Source organism: Kibdelosporangium persicum, assembly GCF_013280595.1.
GTDB lineage: Bacteria > Actinomycetota > Actinomycetes > Mycobacteriales > Pseudonocardiaceae > Kibdelosporangium > Kibdelosporangium persicum.
In genome coordinates, this window is record NZ_JAAATY010000001.1 from 905,794 (window position 1) to 922,338 (window position 16,545).

A 16,545-nucleotide genomic window follows, 5' to 3' on the forward strand; every position below is an offset into this window, starting at 1 on the left:
TCAGCCACCCGGTGGTGGAAATTCGACGGCGACCGGGGATCTCGGCTTTAAAAGCTTCGTTTCGTGCCCCGGATCTCCGCGACAGCGACCTCTTCGCCGGCGAACTCGACGCGTGCCTCGTCGCGCCCGAAGGCGTGCAGCAACAACTCACCGGGCGCACCCGAGATGGTCACGGCCTTCGGGCCGCGCTTGCCCACGATGGTCTCGCCGTCCGGCCGTCGCAACAGCACGCCGACCACGCTGCGGTGGTACGCGCGGCGCGCGACGAACCTGAGCGTGCGCCACAACTGCTCGTCACGGACGGGGTCACTCGGCCGCGGCTCCCAGCCCGGAACGGCACGCCGGACGTCCTCGTGGTGGATGAAGTACTCGGAGCCGTTGACCAGGTCGTTCAGCACACCGACGCTGAGCGGCGACCAGCGCGGCGGGCCGGTGCGGATCAGCTCGACCAGCTCGTCCCACGGCTTGGCGGCCAGTTCGTCCTGGATCCGCTGGGTACGCGGCTTCAGCGCGGAGATCATGATCCCGCCCGCCGCGTCCGGCCTGCGGTCACGAAGGACCAGGTGGGCGGCGAGGTCCTTGGTCCGCCACCCCTCGCACAGGGTCGGCGCGTCCGGGCCGACCTCACCGAACAGGACGCTCAGCCGTTCACGTTCATCGCTCGCGAGACCCATGCCGCCACCGTACTCAGGAATTCTCATCCGGCACGATAGAGCCGGTCATGGTGCTGTTGTCCTGCGGCCACGCCACGCAGAAGATCGACCGCCGCGGTGACTTCTCGGAGTTCCACGCCTCCGGCGAGGGGATCAGCGCCATCACGTTCATCGGCTTGCCGCCTTTGACCACCTCGTCGGAGTTGTAGAACATCGTGCAGGCACTCTCGGCGTAGCGGTCCAGTGCCTTGTCGGCCGGATACCCGGCGCCGGGCTTGTTGTTCTCCTTGTCGGCGGTCTTCATGCCGGTCTTGTACTCCATGAAGACCTCGGCGCGGTGGTCCTTCTTGGCGCAGTCGACGACCGTGTCGTACTGCGCCTTGTCGGCGGGCGGTGTGTCCAGGCAGGAGTGCCCGGCGTTGAAGTACACGTCGAAGACCGGGATGTTGCCGCCGACGCCGTAGGTCAAGGTCGGCTGCAGTTCGCCGGATTCGCCGGCGGCCGTGGTCGTGCCGAACAGGTCACGGCCGAACCATCCTGCCGTCAGCATCGCCACGGCCAGCACCACGACCAGGCCGATCGCCAGCGCACGGCGGCTCTTCGACCGCGGGGCGGGCTGGGTCGCGGGCGGCTGGGACGACGACCAGGCCTGCGCGGTCGGGCCGGTGTTCATCGCGACCTGGGTGGCCTGCCCGAGCAACGCGCGGACCTGCGGCGCGGTCGGCCTGCCGTCCGGGTTCGAGTTCAGCAGGCCCATGATCAACGAGGCCAGCGGGCCGCGGCAGCGGGTCAGGTACGCGACCTCGTTCATGATCGCCTGGATCGACGCGGCCGTGGTCGGCCGGTCGTACGGGCCGTAGCCCTCGACGGCGAAGAACAGCGTGGCGCCCAGCGCCCACAGATCTGACGCGGGCGAGGCGTCATGCCCTTGCAGGCGTTCAGGTGACATGTACGTCGGCGAGCCGATCAGCGTGCCGCTGGTGGTCAGCCGCGGGTCGTCAGTGGACTGCGCGATGCCGAAGTCGGTCAGCTTCACGCGACCGTTCGCGTCGATCATGACGTTGCTGGGTTTGACATCCCGGTGGATCACCCCGGCGCGGTGCGCGGCCTCCAGCGCGGACACCAGCTGCGTGGCGATCTGCGCGGTGTACGCCTCGCCCAAGGCGCCGTGCTGACGCACGATGTCCGACAGCGTGGGCGCCTCGATCAACTCCATCACGATGAACGTGTTGCCTTGCTCCTGCACCACGTCGTACACCGTGACGATCGCGGGGTCGTTGAGCCTGCCCGCGGTGCGGGCCTCACGCAGCACGCGTTCCTCGAAGATGTGCCGTTCCTGCGGATCGATGCCCTCGGGCAGATGCAGTTCCTTGATCGCCACCCGCCTGCCGATCGTCCGGTCCTCGGCCAGCCAGACGATGCCCATCCCGCCGCGGCCGAGCTCGCGGACGATCTGGTAGCGGCCGTTGACAATCCGCTGAGTGGGTGCGTACTCCTGGGACACGCGGGCACTCTAACTCCCGTACGGCCCGGGCCCGAGCAATTCTCCCAGGTTGCACCAAAGGGCAACGCCGGTCAGTTCCCGGCGACCGGGCCGGTCAGTTTGCCACCGTCCGCCGCGGTGACGACACAGAGCGCTTCACGCTGTGCCCCATCCCATGCGGCCTGCGTGGGCACGAGGGTGCGGAACCGCAGAACGCTGTTCTTGTTCTCCACGGACAACCGCTCGAACCTCGCCGCGCAGGCCGACTCGGCGTCCGAGACCATGAAGTCCGGGTAGTCCTGCAGGTCCTGGTAGGAGACGTGCTCGAAGATCTCCGCGTCGTGCTCCTGGCCGCAGTCCTCGGCCCGTTCGGCCAGGTCCGTGCCGTTGTAGCAGTCACCCGCCCGCAGGTCGCGGGTGATGTCCCCGTCCGGCCCGTAAGTCCTGGTCTCCTGCATCGGATTCGCTTGGGCCGGCGGATCCGTCTTGGTCTTCGGGGAGAAAACGCCGGTCAGCGCGAGGATCGCGACCACGGTTCCGGCCAGCACGACCGCGGCGGCGCCGATCGCGAGGCCGCGTCTGTCGCGTCGTTGGACGGGTAACGCCCTGGTGGGCGGCACCACCGGGCCGGTCGCCGGGCCAGACCGGTGCTTGGCTTCCTCGATCAGGCGCCTCGCCCGCTGGGCGTCGATCCTGGTCTTCGGGTCGTTGTCCAGCAGACCCGTGATCAACTCGGCGAGCGGGCCCGAGGCCTGGCGGATTTCGGCGCGTTCGTTGAGCACGGCCTGGATCGACGCGGCCGTCGTGGGACGCTCGTACGCGCTACGGCCCTCGACGGCGAAGAACAGCGTGGCGCCCAACGCCCACAGATCCGACGCAGGCAGGGCGTCCTCACCACGCAGGCGTTCCGGCGAGATGTACGTCGGCGACCCCAGCAGCACACCGCTCCGGGTGAGCTTCGGGTCCTCAATGGACTGCGCGATGCCGAAGTCGGTCAGCTTCACGCGACCGTTCGGCGCCACCATCACGTTGCTGGGCTTGACATCCCGGTGCACGACCCCGGCCGCGTGCGCCGCCTCCAGCGCGGACAGCACCTGATCGGCGATGGCGAGCACCTTGTCGCTGGGCACCGGGCCGTCCTGCCGGACGATCTCCGTCAGGGTCGGCGCGTCGATCAGTTCCATCACGATGAACGTGGCGCCGCCCTCCTGCACCACGTCGTACACCGTGACGATCGCGGGGTCGTTGAGCCTGCCCGCGGTGCGCGCCTCCCGCAGCACGCGCTCTTCGAGATTCGGCCGCTCCCGCGGATCGGTTCCGTGTGGCGGAACGAGTTCCTTGATCGCGACGCGCCTGCCCATGGTCTGGTCCTCGGCCAGCCAGACCACACCCATCCCGCCGCGACCGACCTCCCCGACGATCCGGTAGCGGCCGTTGACCATCCGTTCCTGGGACACGCCGGAACTCTAGCGTCGTCTGCGCCTGGCCGTACGCCGGTTCCCGGACACCGAACCGATCAGGCGTGCACCTCGTGACCTGCTTCGCGCAACGCCACCACCGCCCGGTCGAGGTCAGTCGCCTTGACCAGGATGTGATCGGTGTCGAACGTCGACATCGCGTACAGCGGAACCCCGGCCGCGGCCAGCGATCCGGCCAGTGACGCCATGATCCCGGTGAGCGTGAACTCCAACGGCCCCCGCACGGTCAGCAGCCGCCAGCCCTGGTCCACCTTGGCACCGGCGGGCGCGATGTCCGTCAACGAGACGACCGACACCTCGTCGGGCGTGCTCGTGACGGACACCAGACCGTCCGAAGTGGACAGCGACGGCAGCGGGGAACCCGGCGGCAGCTTGGCGAGCGCGTAGTCACCCGGCCGCACGTCGATGGTCAGCCGATTCATCCTTCGGTGACCAGCGGGCTGTGGGCCACCTCGGTGCCGTCCGGCAACGCGGAGATGGTGAAGTCGCTGAACACGTTCTCGGCCGCCTTCTGCAACTGGCGCAGGCATTCCACGGCGAGCGCGCGGATCTCGACGTCGGCGGCCTCGCTGGCGCGCATCGCGATGAAGTGCCGCCAGGCACGGTAGTTGCCGGTCACGACGATGCGCGTCTCGGTGGCGTTCGGCAGGACCGCACGGGCGGCCTGACGTGCCTGCTTGCGACGCAGCGTCGCGCTCGGCTCGTCGGCGAACTTCTTCTCCAGACCGGCCAGCAGCTCGTTGTACGCCTGGACGGCGGCGTCGGCCGCCTCCATGAACTTGGCGTGCAGCTCCGGGTCGTTGGCGATCACGTCGGGCTCGACCATGGCGGCGTCGCGCTCCGGCACGTACCGCTGGGACAGCTGCGAGTACGAGAAGTGCCGGTGCCGGATCAGCTCGTGGGTCAGCGAGCGCGAGATCCCGGAGATGTAGAAGCTCACCGACCCGTGCTCGAGCACCGAGAGGTGCCCCACCTCGAGGATGTGCCGCAAGTACCCGGCGTTGGTCGCGGTCGCCGGGTTCGGCTTCTTCCACGACTGGTAGCAGGCACGGCCGGCGAACTCGGCGAGCGCCTGCCCGCCGTCGCTGTCGGTCGACCAGGGCACGTCCGCGGGCGGGAAGAACTCGGTCTTGGCGATCAGCTGCACCTTGGGGGCCACGGTCTCGGTCATGCCGATGAGCCTAACCGGAGCCATCCGAAGCCCAGGTCACCCCTCGTGAGTGTTTTTCCGGGTTAGAACACGGATAAACGCTCACGAGGGGGTTGACGTCACTGGTGACGTCTTTGCGCCTTGCGGTGACGTCATTGATGGTGTCATAGTGACGTCATGGATCTCACGCCGTACATCGACTCGCTGCGGGACGACCTCGCCACCACCGCCTCTGCCGGGGACGAGCAGACCCGGCGGGCGGCGGCGGTGTTGTCCGCCGCGTTGGAGCCAGCCTTCCGCCTGGCGTTCATGAACGCCCTGTCCGACGTGGCCGCCGAGGTCACCGCGGCACTGGACGACCACGTGGTCGAGGTGAAACTGGCCGGCCGGGACGTGCGGGTGGTCGTCACACCGACCCGCTCGGCCGCCGGCTCGGAGCCGGAGCCCGAACAGCCGTTGCCGCCGCCGACCGGCGAGAACAGCGCGGAGAACATCAGCCGGATGACGTTGCGGATGTTCGAACAGATCAAGAGCCAGGCCGAGCAGGCGGCGGCGGCACAGGGCGTGTCGCTGAACACGTTCGTGTCCCAGGCCGTGCAGGGCGCGCTGCGCCGCAAGTGGTCCGGGCACCAGCACCACCAGCACCGTCATGAGGACAACGACCGCGGCTCGTCGCGGGTGCACGGTTGGACAGAGGGGTCATGACTTCAGAAGATCGAGTGCGGGAAGAGAACTTCGAGGCGGACGGGCCGCAGGACCTCGAGGTGGTCATCACCTCCGGCGCGGTCGACGTACTGCTGACCGACGAGCCAGGCGTGACCGTCCGAGTCCGGCACCGTCCCGACGCGGAGGCGCCCTGGGCCGAGGGCCTCGCGCAACTGGTCAACCTGTTCACCCCGGGCAAGCAGGGAACGACCGGTGAGGACGGCATCGACCGGACACACATCGAACAGTCCGGCAACCGGGTCGTCGTGCGTACGCCGGACTGGCTGCGCAACGTGCCGCTCGGGGTGACCGTGCGGGCGCCGTCCGGGTCGAATGTCGACGTACGCAGCGGTTCTGGTGACGTTCTCGTGACCGGCTCCGCGGGCCGGTTGTCGGTGCGCACGGGTTCCGGCGAGGTCAAGGTCGACCGGGCGGACGGCGCGGCCACCGTCGTCACCGGGACCGGCGCGGTCCGGCTCGGTCCGATGCTGGGCGGATTGCAGGCCCGGACCGGGAGCGGGGACGTCGAGGTCTCGTCGGTCGGCGGGCCCTCCGCGGCGTTGATCACCGGGTCCGGGGACGTGTGGCTGGGCGCGGTGTCCACGGACGTGATGGCACGGACCGGGTCCGGGGACCTGACCGTCGCGGACGCGGCAGCGGGCAAGATCGAGCTCAACACCGGATCCGGGGAGGTCCGGGTCGGCGTCCGGCACGGGACTCGGGCTGAGATCGACCTGGTTTCGGGGACCGGTCAGGCTCGCAGTGAGTTGACGTTGAAGGACTCGCCGCCCGACGGCGAGGTCGCGCTCCGGGTCCGGGGACGGACCAGGTCCGGTTCGGCCGTGGTGAGCGCGGCTTTCGACGGTTAGCCAGGGATCGAGGGGGCAGTGCCCCCGATGCGGCACCGGCGGCGTCGAACGCTCCGCATGCCGCATTGGGGGCACAACAGTCACTTGACGAGCTTGGCCAACGGTGCCGCGATGTCTCCCCTTCGGCCCACTGTCACGCCGGACAGCCCGAGCCACTCGGCCATCAGCCGCAGCTCGGCCGACAGTTCGGGCAACATCCTGGCTTTGTCCACACCGGACTCCGCGAAGGCACCCTGCACGCGCAACACTCCGGCGGCCCGGTCCGCCTTCAGGTCCACGCGCGCCACCAACTCGCCGTCCAGCAGGAACGGGAAGACGTAGTAACCGTACTCCCGCTTCGGTTCGGGGACGTAGATCTCGATGCGGTAGCGGAAGCCGAAGATCCGTTCGGTGCGGTCGCGTTCCCAGATCAGCGGGTCGAACGGGCACAGCAACGCGCGGCCCTTGACCTGCCGGGGAGTTCTGGCGTCGACGTGCCGGTACGCCTTGCGGTTCCAGCCGGCGACCTGAACGGGTTCCAGAACACCGTCCTCGACTAACGACAGCACTGCGCGGCGATTCGCGTCGGGGGCGAGGCGGTAGTAGTCACGCAGTTCCGGCTCGGTCGCGACTCCCAAGGCTCTCGCGGACCGCTCGACGAGTTCCCGCGCCGCGTCGTCCGGCGCCACCTGGCGGTTGAGGATCTCGGGTGGCACCACTCGCTCGGTCAGGTCGTAGAGACGCTCGAAGCCGCGGCGGGTTCCGGTCGTGAGCTCGCCTAGGCCGAACAGGTACTCGCAGATGTGCTTGACGTCCGAGCGCTCCCACCAGGAGCCCTTCTGACGCTTGTTCCCCTCGCCGAGGATCTCGCGCTCCAGCGCGCCCGCGCCGATCGGGCCGAATTCCTTCACCGCCGCCCGGATCTCCTGGACCAGGCCGGGCGACCGGTCGGCGATCTGCTCGTAGTGCCGCCACCAGCCCGGACGTTTGCCCAGGTGCAGCAACGGCCAGTCCTCGACCGGGATCAGGCTGGCCTCGTGCGCCCACTTCTCCACCAGCAGCCGGGGCCTGCGGGCCGTGTGCGTCCAGGCCGCGTCGTCGATCAGATCCATCGGATACGCGCCGAGCCTGCTGAACACAGGCATGTAGTGCGCCCGGACCGCGACGTTCACCGAGTCGAGCTGGATCAGCTGCACACGGGTGAGCACCCGCAGCAGATGTCGCCGGGACGGCACCGTCGTCGGGCGTGGATCGGTGAACCCCTGTGCGGCCAGCGCGGTGCGCCGGGCGGCGGCCTCGGTCATCGTCAACATAGTGACCGCATAGTGCCATCGAGGTCCGACAGTGTTGGATTGTCCTCGCTTCGCTCGGACGGGCTTGGTCGCCTAGAGCCGGCCGTTTCCACCCCGCCCCACGCAACCGACACCGCACGACGCCTACTCACCGCCGTGGACGGGGCGGCGCCGGGCGCGTTGCGTGGCGTAAACGACCGGCGCGACCAAGCCAAAACCGAATCGCCCTGCTTCGCTCGGACGGGCTTGGTCGCCTAGAGCCGGCCGTTTCCACCCCGCCCCACGCAACCGACACCGCACCGCACCAACTCACCGCCGTGGACGGGGCGGCGCCGGGCGCGTTGCGTGGCGTAAACGACCGGCGCGACCAAGCCAAAAACCGAATCGCCCCAGGTCAGCCCTCGTGAGTACTTATCAGGGTTAGAACACGGATAAACACTCACGAGGGGGGTTCACTAGATTTACTGACCATGGCTGAGGCTGCGGTGCACACCGCCCAACCGGACGACATCGACGAGATCGCCCGCATCCAGGTGGAGACCTGGCGTGCCGCCTACGCCTCCCTGCTGCCCGGTGACGTGCTGGCCGGGCTCGACCAGGCCGAGATCGCCGAGGTCTGGCAGGAGACGATCAAGCAGGGCACCGCCACGGTCCACGTGGCCACCGAAGGCAGCTGGACGGTCGGGTTCTGCGCGGCCGGGCCCGCGCCGGACACGGAGCTGGCAGACGCCGACGGCAAGCTGCCGGAGGACGCCGACGCCGTGGGCATGGTCGCGACGCTGCTCGTCGAGCCGCGGTGGGGTCGGCGCGGGCACGGCGGCCGGTTGCTGGCGACGGCCGCTGAAGGACTGCGTGCGATCGGTAAGTCGCGTGGTGTCGTATGGGTTCCGGAAAACGACGATGTGTCCGTCGCGTTCTACGAACGTGCCGGCTGGCAGCGAGACGGTATGGTCCGCACCCTTGACGCGGGCGGGCGGCCGCTGCGCGAGATCCGGCTGACCGGGGATCTCGACCTCCGGCTGACGTGAATGTCCGTAAGCCGAACTGCCCACGAGTAATTCCGATACCCTGGCCTTACGGGGGTATCTGAACGCAAGGGGCCTTGAACTTGTTCGCAAGCCTGCTCGTGGCAGCTGGTGTGGCGTTCAGTTCTGCGCTGATTCCCCTGGTCAGCACCGAGGTCTTCGTCCTGGCGCTGATCGCCAGGGAACCGGATCTGCCCTGCCTGGCGCTGGGCGCGGTGGTCGCGGTCGCCCAGGTTCTGGGGAAACTGGTCTACTACCTGGCCGCGCGGGGGTCACTTCGGCTTCCGTCGTTCATGCACCGCAAGGAGAAGCCGCTCACCGACCGGCGAATCCGTTGGCAACAACGGACGAAACGGGTGCGTGGCTGGGTGGACAAGCTGACCGAGAAGTGTCATCGGCATCCACATTGGATGACCGGGACGTACGGGGTGAGCGCGGTGGTCGGCCTGCCGCCGTTCATGGCCACGACCGTCCTCGCGGGCCTGGCCAGGATGCCGATGTCCACGTTCCTCGCGGCCGGATTCGTCGGCCGTTGCGTGCGGTTCACCCTGCTGGCGATGTCCCCCGCGCTGATCGCCGGATGGCTGCTCTGACCTCGGCGAGTCGCTGGATTCCTTCGGCGAGCGTGTGTTCCGGCGCGCCACCGAAGGTCAGCCGCACGTAGGAACCGGGTGGTTCGGCGGCAAACCACGGCCTGCCGGGAAAAACAACAACGTCACGGGCCGCGGCGGCGGTGGTGAGCTCGACATCGTCGAGGTCTTCGGGCAGCCGTGCCCAGACGTGCAGACCGCCGGTCGGTGTGGTGACGTCGAAATCCGGCAGATGTGAGCGCAGTGCGCTCAGCAAAACGTCGCGGCGCGACCGCAACGCACCCCGCAACGACCGCAGATGCCTGCGCCAGAAGGGCGAGGTCACCAGGTCGATCGCAGCTTCCTGCAACGGGCCGGAAACATAAAAATCGTCGAGCGAACGCGCTGTGCGCAACCGGATTCCGGCCGGGCCGCGGGCACCGATAACAGCGACACGCAACCCTGGAGCGGCCACTTTGGTCAGTGACCGGACGTAGACGACATGCCCGTCGACGTCTTCGGACGCCAACGTCGGCGGCGTGGCGCCGTCGATCGTCAAACCCCGCCCCCAATCGTCCTCGATGAGGAACGCGCCCGCCGCACGGACGATGGCGAACACCTCGGGCCGTCGAGCCGCGGAAAGCACGGCTCCGTGCGGGTTCGCGTGCAGCGGTTGGCAGTAGAACAACCGCGCGCCCGTACGCTCGAACGCCGCGGCAAGCAGATCAGGCCGCACGCCATCGGCGTCCGTGGGTACGGGAACGACGCGCAACCCAGCGTCTCGCGCAGCGGCGATGGCGCCCAGATACGTCGGCGCTTCAAGCAGCACCACCTCACCCGGCTCGCTCAAGCCACGAAACACCGTCGACAACGCCGGCTGAGCGCCCGAGCACACCGTCATGTCACCCGCCCGCAGTTCACCGCCCGCCTCACGGGCGAACCACGCGCGCAGTTCCTCCCGGCCTTCCAGGGGCACACGGCCCCACGCGGCAGGTCTGCGTGCGGCACGACTCAACGCGGCACCCAGCGCCTCGGTGGGCAGCAGCCCGGGGTCGAGGTAGCCACTGGACAGTTGCAGCACCTCCGGGCGCGGCACCGCGATGAGGCTGCTCACGAGCTCCTCACCGGGCCGGCCGGGGCCCAGGGCGACCGACTGCCAGGACAGGTCCGGAGCACGTGCCGGAGCGGGCCGGGCGGCGACGTAACTGCCACGCCCCGGCCGGACCTCCACCAGGCCCTCCCCTGCCATGCGCCGGATGGCTTGCTGCACGGTGACCGGTGAGGCCTTGTGCCGCGCCATCAACTCCCGCACGGACGGCAGCCGATCGCCGGGCTGGCCCGCGCGGACGACCGAGCGGAGGTCGTCGATAACGCGGAGAGCTGCGTTATCCTCATTCATGAGAGCCGAGAGTAACGTTATCGCGCCCGCGGGGATAACACTGGGCGCGCTGGGGGTCCTCGGGTTCAGCTTCTCGCTTCCGGCCACCCGGCTGGCCGTCGCCGGTCTCGACCCGTGGTTCGTCTCGTTCGGGCGCGCCGTCGGCGCGGGCCTGCTCGCGGTCGCGTATCTCGCCTTCGTCCGCGCCCCGCGCCCCAGTCGCGACCAGGTCAGGCGACTGCTGATCGTCGCGCTCGGAATCGTGGTCGGCTTTCCGCTCTTCACCTCCCTGGCCCTGACAACACAAACGTCCGCGCACGGCGCCGTTGTCATCGCCGGATTGCCCATGTCGACGGCCATCTGGGCGGTGATTCGCGCGGGGGAAAGGCCGCGGCCGGGATTCTGGCTCGCCAGTGGCGCCGGTTTTGTCGCCGTTCTGGCGTTCGTGGCGACAACCGGGGGTATTTCCGGCGGTTTTGAACTGGCCGACGCGTTTCTGCTGATCGCGATCGTGTTGTGCGGACTGGGTTACGCCGAGGGCGGCGCGCTGGCCCGTGACCTCGGCGGCGCCAGGACGGTGTGCTGGGCGCTTGTCGTCTCCTTGCCGGTGACCGTGCCGATCGCCTTGCTCACCAGCGACTTCTCCCGTTCCACCGGATCCGCGTGGTTCGGTTTCGCTTACGTGACGGTCATTTCCATGTTCCTGGGGTTCTTCGCGTGGTACGCCGGGCTGGCTCGCGGCGGAGTCGCGAAGGTCGGCCAGGTTCAACTCGGACAGCCGGTGCTGACCCTGGCGTGGTCGGCGTTTGTGCTGCATGAGCCGGTCGGCTGGCTCACCGTCGCGGCCGCCGCGGCGGTGCTGACCTGCGTCGTCTGGACCCAGCGCAGCAGAGCCTGAGTGCTTGATAACGAAAAGATAACGAACGGGCCACGTTTGAACGACCCAGGCCAACGCGTCCGTATCCCCCTGTGAGCAAGGAAGAAATCCCCCGACCCAGCTTTCGCCCCACAACCCCAGGCAACACCCTTTCGTAGCAGTCCCGCCGAGCTGCTTCGGCGTCCTCGCCTGGCCAAAATCCGGAACGAGGTGAGAAATCGATGGCCCGAAAGTCAGGGCATCACCGAATCTCCCGCAGAACAAAGGTCGCCACGGCGGGTCTGGGACTCGTCCTGGCGATCGGCGGCACAGTGGTCATCACGACCGCCGGTGAACCAGGACAGGCCAGAGCAGATCTCGCGGACAAGTCGTTCTTCGTGGACATCACCACGGTTCAGCCGAACGTCGACCCGCCGCGGCAGCAGGACGACGCGTCGACCGGGACGTTCACGGTGGACTGCGGAAGGAACGAGAACGGCCACTTCAACCCCGACAACTTCATCGCCCAGCCCGGCGTCCGCAACGGCGCCCAGCACCTGCACGACTACGTCGGCAACCTGACCACCGACGCCGACTCCACCAACGAGAGCCTCCAGGCCGGTGGCACCACCTGCAAGAACGGTGACAAGTCCACGTACTTCTGGCCGGTCGTCCGGATCGAGGAGGCCGAGGACGAGCAGCAGGACAACAACGACGACCAGAACCAGGAGGAGCGGAACGAGAACGGCGGCAACGCCGGTCAGGACAACGCCGGACAGCGTGACGGTCAGCGCGCCGATGGGCGTGACCAGCGCCAGAACAACCAGCAGGACAACAACAACCAGCAGGGTGGCGACGAGCAGGACGGCAACGAGGAAGAGCCGCCCGAGCTCGAGGCCCCGAACGAGCAGAACGAACTGGCCGGCAACGACGGCGAGATCCAGCGTCCCGCCGAGGTCGACCTGACGTTCCGCGGCAGCCCGGCCGGTGACGTCGTCGCGATGCCGAAGTTCCTGCGCATCCTCTACGGCGACGCGAAGGTGTCGGCCAACGGAACCAAGAACGCCCGGAATTCCTGGACCTGCCAGGGTTTTGAGGACCGGGTGCTGATCAACAAGTACCCGATCTGCCCGAACGGCGCCCCGGTCAAGCGCATTCACGACTTCCCGAGCTGCTGGGACGGCGAGAACATCGATTCGGAGAACCACCGGGACCACATCGTCTACCCGAACCCCAACGGCCAGTGCCCGGACGGGTTCCAGGCGGTCCCGCAGCTGCGGATCACCCTGACCTACGACATCCCGCAGGAGGTTCAAGAACAGGGCCGGTACAAAGTGGACTCTTTCCCCGAGGAGGAGCACAACCCGTTCTCCGACCACGACGACTTCGCCAACGTGATGTCCGACCAGATCATGAACCGCGTCGTCGACTGCGTCAACCAGGGCCGGACCTGTAACGAATAGCAGCATCGTGCCGTGAGTGCCGCCCAGCGTGCGGCACTCACGGTCTTGCCGGGGTTTACCCGCCGATCCACAAACCCTTGTAGAACCCGAAAATGAAACAACGAGGTGAGTAGTCGATGGCCCGCACCACTGGGCGGCACCGCATCTCCCGCCGTACGAAGGTCGCCACCGGGGCATTAGGTCTGGCGCTCGCGGCAGGCACCATCGTGGTCATCACGACCACCGGCAACAGCCCTGACGCGAACGCAGGCGTCGCTGACAGGTCCCTGTTCGTGGACATCACCAAGGTCCAGCAGAACGTGCCGCAGATCCGCAACCAGCGGGGCGGCAGCACGGGCACCTTCACCGTCAACTGCGGCCGCAACGAGAACGGCCACTTCAACGCGGACAACTTCATCGCCCAGCCAGGTGTGAAGATGGGCGCCGAGCACCTGCACGACTACGTCGGCAACCTGTCCAGCAACGCCGACTCGAACAACAAGAGCCTCGCCAAGGCGGGGACCACCTGCAAGAACGGCGACAAGTCCACGTACTTCTGGCCGGTGGTGCGGATCGTCAAGAACGAGCCCGCCGCGCAGACGAACGGCACGAAGGACTCCGACGGCAACTGGCAGCGTTACCAGGAGGCCCAGGCCGACGCCGCGGCGGAGAAGAAGGAGCCACGGGTCGACTGCAAGGACGTCGCCAGTGAGCTGCCCGCCGACGTGCCCGAGCAGGCCGCTCCGGTGGTCGAGCAGGAACTGAAGAAGATCGACGAGCAGAAGGCCGCGGCCGAGCAGAAGCTCGAGACGGCCAAGAACGTCGACCAGGAGGTCGTCGGACCGCTGACCGAGCAGCGCAAGCAGGCGCTGGACCGGATCAGCCAGGCGGTCAACCGGCCCGGCCAGCAGCCCAAGGACTTCGGCCAGCTCGCCCCCTGCGGCATCAAGCAGCCCAACAACGGCGGCGTGACCGACAACGGCGACGAGAACAACGAGGTCAACACCGAGGGCACCAAGGAGCACAAGCACAAGGCGGGTGACCCGAACCTCGAGATCGGCATCAACACCGGCGTCATCCAGCGGCCGGCCAAGGTGGAGCTGACCTTCCGCGGCAACCCGACCGAGAAGGTCAAGGCCATGCCCCGGTTCCTGCGCATCCTGACCGGTGACGCCAAGGCGATCCTGAACGCGCCGTCGAAGAACGCCCGCAAGGTCTGGACCTGCAGCGGCTTCGAGGACAAGGTCCTGATGGACAAGTACCCGATCTGCCCGCAGGGCTCGAACGTCATGCGTGTGCACGACTTCCCGAGCTGCTGGGACGGCAAGAACGTCGACTCGGCCAACCACCGCGACCACATCGTGCACCGGCAGGAGAACGGCCAGTGCGCGCGGGGCCTCGTCCCGTTGCCGCAGCTGCGGATCAGCCTGACCTACAACATCCCGCGGGACGTCCAGCAGAAGGGCCTGTACTCGCTCGACTCGTTCGCCTCGGAGAAGAACAACCCGGCCACCGACCACAACGACTTCGCCAACGTGATGTCCGAGTGCATCATGTTCCGCCTGGTCAACTGCATCAACAAGGGCCGGACCTGCCGCGAGTGACCCACCCCTCCCCTCGTGAGTGTTTATCAGGGTTAGAACCCCGATAAACACTCACGAGGTCTTTTCAGGCCAGGGCGAAGCGCACGGCCTCGGGGTCGTAGCGGTCACGCGGGACCGCGAACACCGCCGTCGCGCGTTCACCGTCCCGCTCGGCGGAGTACGTGAGAATCCGCCATTCCCCTTCGTCCCAGGTGTCCAGCACGTCGGACCGCAGCAGCGGATACGCCGACTGGTACACCTGGCTCTTGTGCAGTTGCTGCACGGTCGAAGTCACCGGGATGTGGAACTCGGTGTTCCCCAGTGGATGCAGCAGCTTGACCTTCCAGCGCCGCAACGGGATCAGCCAGTAGCCGTCCAGCTCGGCCGACAGCACCACGATCGCCACCGCTCCGGGAATGACCGCGTACCACGGCAAGAGTTCCGCCGTGACTACCATTCCGGCGAGCACCACAGCCCTCGCCAGCGCCCGCACGCCGACCGGCGCGAACTTGTCGGACAGGCATCCGCAGGACGAGTCCGGCTCGGCGACCCGGGCCCACGAGAGATACCCGAGCAGGCCGAGGAACCAGGCGAACGCCGCCCACTTCCCCACCGGGTTCGGCACCAGCAACCCGGCGGCGAGCAGGACCTCCACGCCGCCGATGAGCCGAAACACCGTAACCACACGGTGTTCGCCCACGATCTTGCCGAGGGCCGACCGCTGCGAGCCACCGCGGAACTTGAACACGGCCGCCCAGACCAGGACGGCTGCGACGAGGACCTCCATCACGCCGCCGCAGCGTAGACGGTCGCGATGTCGACCTCGTTGGTGTCCGGCCGCCAGGCACCGATCACCTGGGCATGCTTGCCGACCTGCAGCAACGACAGGTCGCTGATCGCCGGGGTGCCGTTGTAGACCGCGGCCGTCGTGCCCGACACCACATGGCCGACGATTCGGTGGCCGTGGTGGTCCAGGTGCAGCACGTCGCGGTTGATCGCGACGATGTGCGTCTGCAGATTCACGATGTTGAGCCAGATCGCGTCCGCGGCCAGCACTCCGTCCGGCATCCGCGCGCCACGGGCGTACAGCCCGTCGCCCACTTCCGCCTCGTCGAACGTGGTGTTCCGTAACTTCCAGATACTGGTGCCGCCGGTGACCTGGATGCGGTGGAACGTCCGGTCCGACCCGGTGACCATGAGCATGCTGCCCTGGATGCCGGTGATCCGGCCCTCGGCGAAGTCCGGGTCGACGGCGTCCGGCTCCAGCATCCACTTGTCGTCCGCGAACGCCGTTTCCGGCGCCAGCGAACCGAGTGCGGTCGCGCCGACGACCGTGGTGGCGGTGCCGAGCACGGCACTGGTCAGGAACTTCCGCCGGCCAAGGTTCTCCATTGTGGACACCCTCTCAGCTTCGGATCGACACGGGGATGATGCCGGCGGACAGGCTGCCGAGCCGGGTGAACGCGGCGGGCGTGAAGTCGATCAGCCGGTTGGTCGCGCAGTTTCCGCCGCAGCACCGGCGTTCGCCGCACCACAGGTCGGTCTGCGGACCGCAGTCCCGGATCGTCACCGCGATTTCGGTTGTGCCGCAGAGGTGTTTGACGAAGAACTGGTGACCGCACGTGCGGCGCAACAAATCGTCGCCACACTTGTCCGGCCTGGTGATGTCGAAGCACGCGTCCGAGGTGTTCGGCCACGCGCAGTGCAGGCTGGCCGACTTGCAGGTGCCGCACGCACCGCCACCGGCCGTGCCGCACGGGCCGAACGCCGGTCCACAGCAGAACCAGGACGCTTCGGCCGTTGTCGGTGCCATGACCTCCACAGGGGGTGATGCCACTTCGTCTCCCTTCGAGGCTCCCAGAGAACGCGCAGGGGTTTCGTTCTTCCTCAAAGTGGAAAAGGGCAAGACGCATCGCGAGCCCGGGCGACCGAGCTCGCGGCGCTCCTGTCTGGCCCTCATCGCACGATCGTTGCAGGGTGGGACTTTCGCGCGAACAGACGGGAGTTAGTTATGTTCTGACAAAAGGCACGGTACCTCGCGGCAGCTGATCCCACAGTCGCCCGTACGGGTCAGTACCACCCG

General features: G+C 67.9%; 17 protein-coding genes. 7 read left to right on the plus strand and 10 right to left on the minus strand.

Going from position 1 to position 16,545, the window contains the following annotated elements:
* Positions 1-47 precede the first annotated feature (47 nt).
* The 5 genes from GC106_RS04155 to thyX form a co-directional block, all read right to left on the minus strand.
* Positions 48-674 (minus strand): TIGR03085 family metal-binding protein, encoded by a 627-nt coding sequence (locus tag GC106_RS04155; RefSeq protein ID WP_173124429.1) that lies wholly within the window; start codon positions 672-674, stop codon positions 48-50.
* A gap of 13 nt (positions 675-687) precedes the next feature.
* Positions 688-2,157 carry a serine/threonine-protein kinase gene (locus GC106_RS04160; RefSeq protein ID WP_312872400.1) on the minus strand — a complete coding sequence of 490 codons (1,470 nt, stop codon included), beginning with the start codon at positions 2,155-2,157 and terminating at the stop codon, positions 688-690.
* 71 nt (positions 2,158-2,228) lie between these two features.
* Positions 2,229-3,593: a serine/threonine-protein kinase gene (locus tag GC106_RS04165; protein WP_173124431.1), complete on the minus strand. Its 1,365-nt coding sequence runs from the start codon at positions 3,591-3,593 to the stop codon at positions 2,229-2,231.
* A gap of 59 nt (positions 3,594-3,652) precedes the next feature.
* On the minus strand, positions 3,653-4,036 hold the full coding sequence (locus GC106_RS04170; protein ID WP_173124433.1) for an ACT domain-containing protein: 384 nt from the start codon (positions 4,034-4,036) through the stop codon (positions 3,653-3,655).
* Complete coding sequence (thyX, locus tag GC106_RS04175; protein WP_173124435.1) at positions 4,033-4,785, minus strand: FAD-dependent thymidylate synthase; 753 nt, start codon at positions 4,783-4,785, stop codon at positions 4,033-4,035. The genes GC106_RS04170 and thyX overlap by 4 nt, the downstream gene beginning before the upstream one ends.
* Before the next feature lie 156 nt (positions 4,786-4,941).
* On the opposite strand from thyX, the gene GC106_RS04180 reads away from it, so the two are divergent.
* Positions 4,942-5,469, plus strand: a complete 528-nt coding sequence (locus GC106_RS04180) for a toxin-antitoxin system HicB family antitoxin (protein ID WP_173124437.1) — start codon at positions 4,942-4,944, stop codon at positions 5,467-5,469.
* Positions 5,466-6,338, plus strand: a complete 873-nt coding sequence (locus tag GC106_RS04185; protein ID WP_173124439.1) for a DUF4097 family beta strand repeat-containing protein — start codon at positions 5,466-5,468, stop codon at positions 6,336-6,338. The genes GC106_RS04180 and GC106_RS04185 overlap by 4 nt, the downstream gene beginning before the upstream one ends.
* An 80-nt stretch (positions 6,339-6,418) precedes the next feature.
* Here GC106_RS04185 and GC106_RS04190 read toward each other — a convergent pair whose 3' ends face one another.
* Positions 6,419-7,630 carry a winged helix-turn-helix domain-containing protein gene (locus GC106_RS04190; RefSeq protein ID WP_173124442.1) on the minus strand — a complete coding sequence of 404 codons (1,212 nt, stop codon included), beginning with the start codon at positions 7,628-7,630 and terminating at the stop codon, positions 6,419-6,421.
* Between the two features lie 449 nt (positions 7,631-8,079).
* Here GC106_RS04190 and GC106_RS04195 point away from each other — a divergent pair, with 449 nt between their 5' ends.
* Together GC106_RS04195 and GC106_RS04200 are read left to right on the plus strand one after the other, a co-directional pair.
* A complete protein-coding gene (locus GC106_RS04195; RefSeq protein ID WP_173124444.1) occupies positions 8,080-8,637 on the plus strand; it encodes a GNAT family N-acetyltransferase in 558 nt (185 codons plus the stop codon).
* An 80-nt stretch (positions 8,638-8,717) separates the two neighbouring features.
* A complete protein-coding gene (locus tag GC106_RS04200; protein WP_173124729.1) occupies positions 8,718-9,227 on the plus strand; it encodes a YqaA family protein in 510 nt (169 codons plus the stop codon).
* Here the strand turns inward: GC106_RS04200 and GC106_RS04205 are convergent.
* A complete protein-coding gene (locus tag GC106_RS04205; protein WP_173124446.1) occupies positions 9,178-10,602 on the minus strand; it encodes an aminotransferase-like domain-containing protein in 1,425 nt (474 codons plus the stop codon). The two genes, GC106_RS04200 and GC106_RS04205, sit on opposite strands and share 50 nt — an antisense overlap.
* Between GC106_RS04205 and GC106_RS04210 the strand changes: the two genes are divergently transcribed.
* From GC106_RS04210 to GC106_RS04220, 3 genes are all read left to right on the plus strand, one after another.
* A complete protein-coding gene (locus GC106_RS04210; protein ID WP_173124448.1) occupies positions 10,601-11,479 on the plus strand; it encodes a DMT family transporter in 879 nt (292 codons plus the stop codon). The genes GC106_RS04205 and GC106_RS04210 overlap by 2 nt on opposite strands.
* A gap of 200 nt (positions 11,480-11,679) precedes the next feature.
* Positions 11,680-12,900 (plus strand): DUF1996 domain-containing protein, encoded by a 1,221-nt coding sequence (locus GC106_RS04215; protein ID WP_173124450.1) that lies wholly within the window; start codon positions 11,680-11,682, stop codon positions 12,898-12,900.
* Positions 12,901-13,016: 116 nt separating this feature from the next.
* A complete protein-coding gene (locus tag GC106_RS04220) occupies positions 13,017-14,483 on the plus strand; it encodes a DUF1996 domain-containing protein (protein ID WP_173124452.1) in 1,467 nt (488 codons plus the stop codon).
* Positions 14,484-14,547: 64 nt separating this feature from the next.
* Here the strand turns inward: GC106_RS04220 and GC106_RS04225 are convergent, their stop codons facing one another.
* From GC106_RS04225 to GC106_RS04235, 3 genes are read right to left on the minus strand one after another with little or no spacing between them, the layout of a single operon-like run.
* Positions 14,548-15,249 carry a MauE/DoxX family redox-associated membrane protein gene (locus tag GC106_RS04225; protein WP_376777701.1) on the minus strand — a complete coding sequence of 234 codons (702 nt, stop codon included), beginning with the start codon at positions 15,247-15,249 and terminating at the stop codon, positions 14,548-14,550.
* Entirely contained in the window at positions 15,249-15,854 is a 606-nt protein-coding gene (locus GC106_RS04230) for a cell wall protein (protein ID WP_173124456.1), read from the minus strand. The genes GC106_RS04225 and GC106_RS04230 overlap by 1 nt, the downstream gene beginning before the upstream one ends.
* Before the next feature lie 13 nt (positions 15,855-15,867).
* Positions 15,868-16,299, minus strand: coding sequence for an RlpA-like double-psi beta-barrel domain-containing protein (locus GC106_RS04235; RefSeq protein WP_312872401.1), 432 nt, complete (start codon positions 16,297-16,299; stop codon positions 15,868-15,870).
* Between the last annotated feature and the right edge of the window lie 246 nt (positions 16,300-16,545).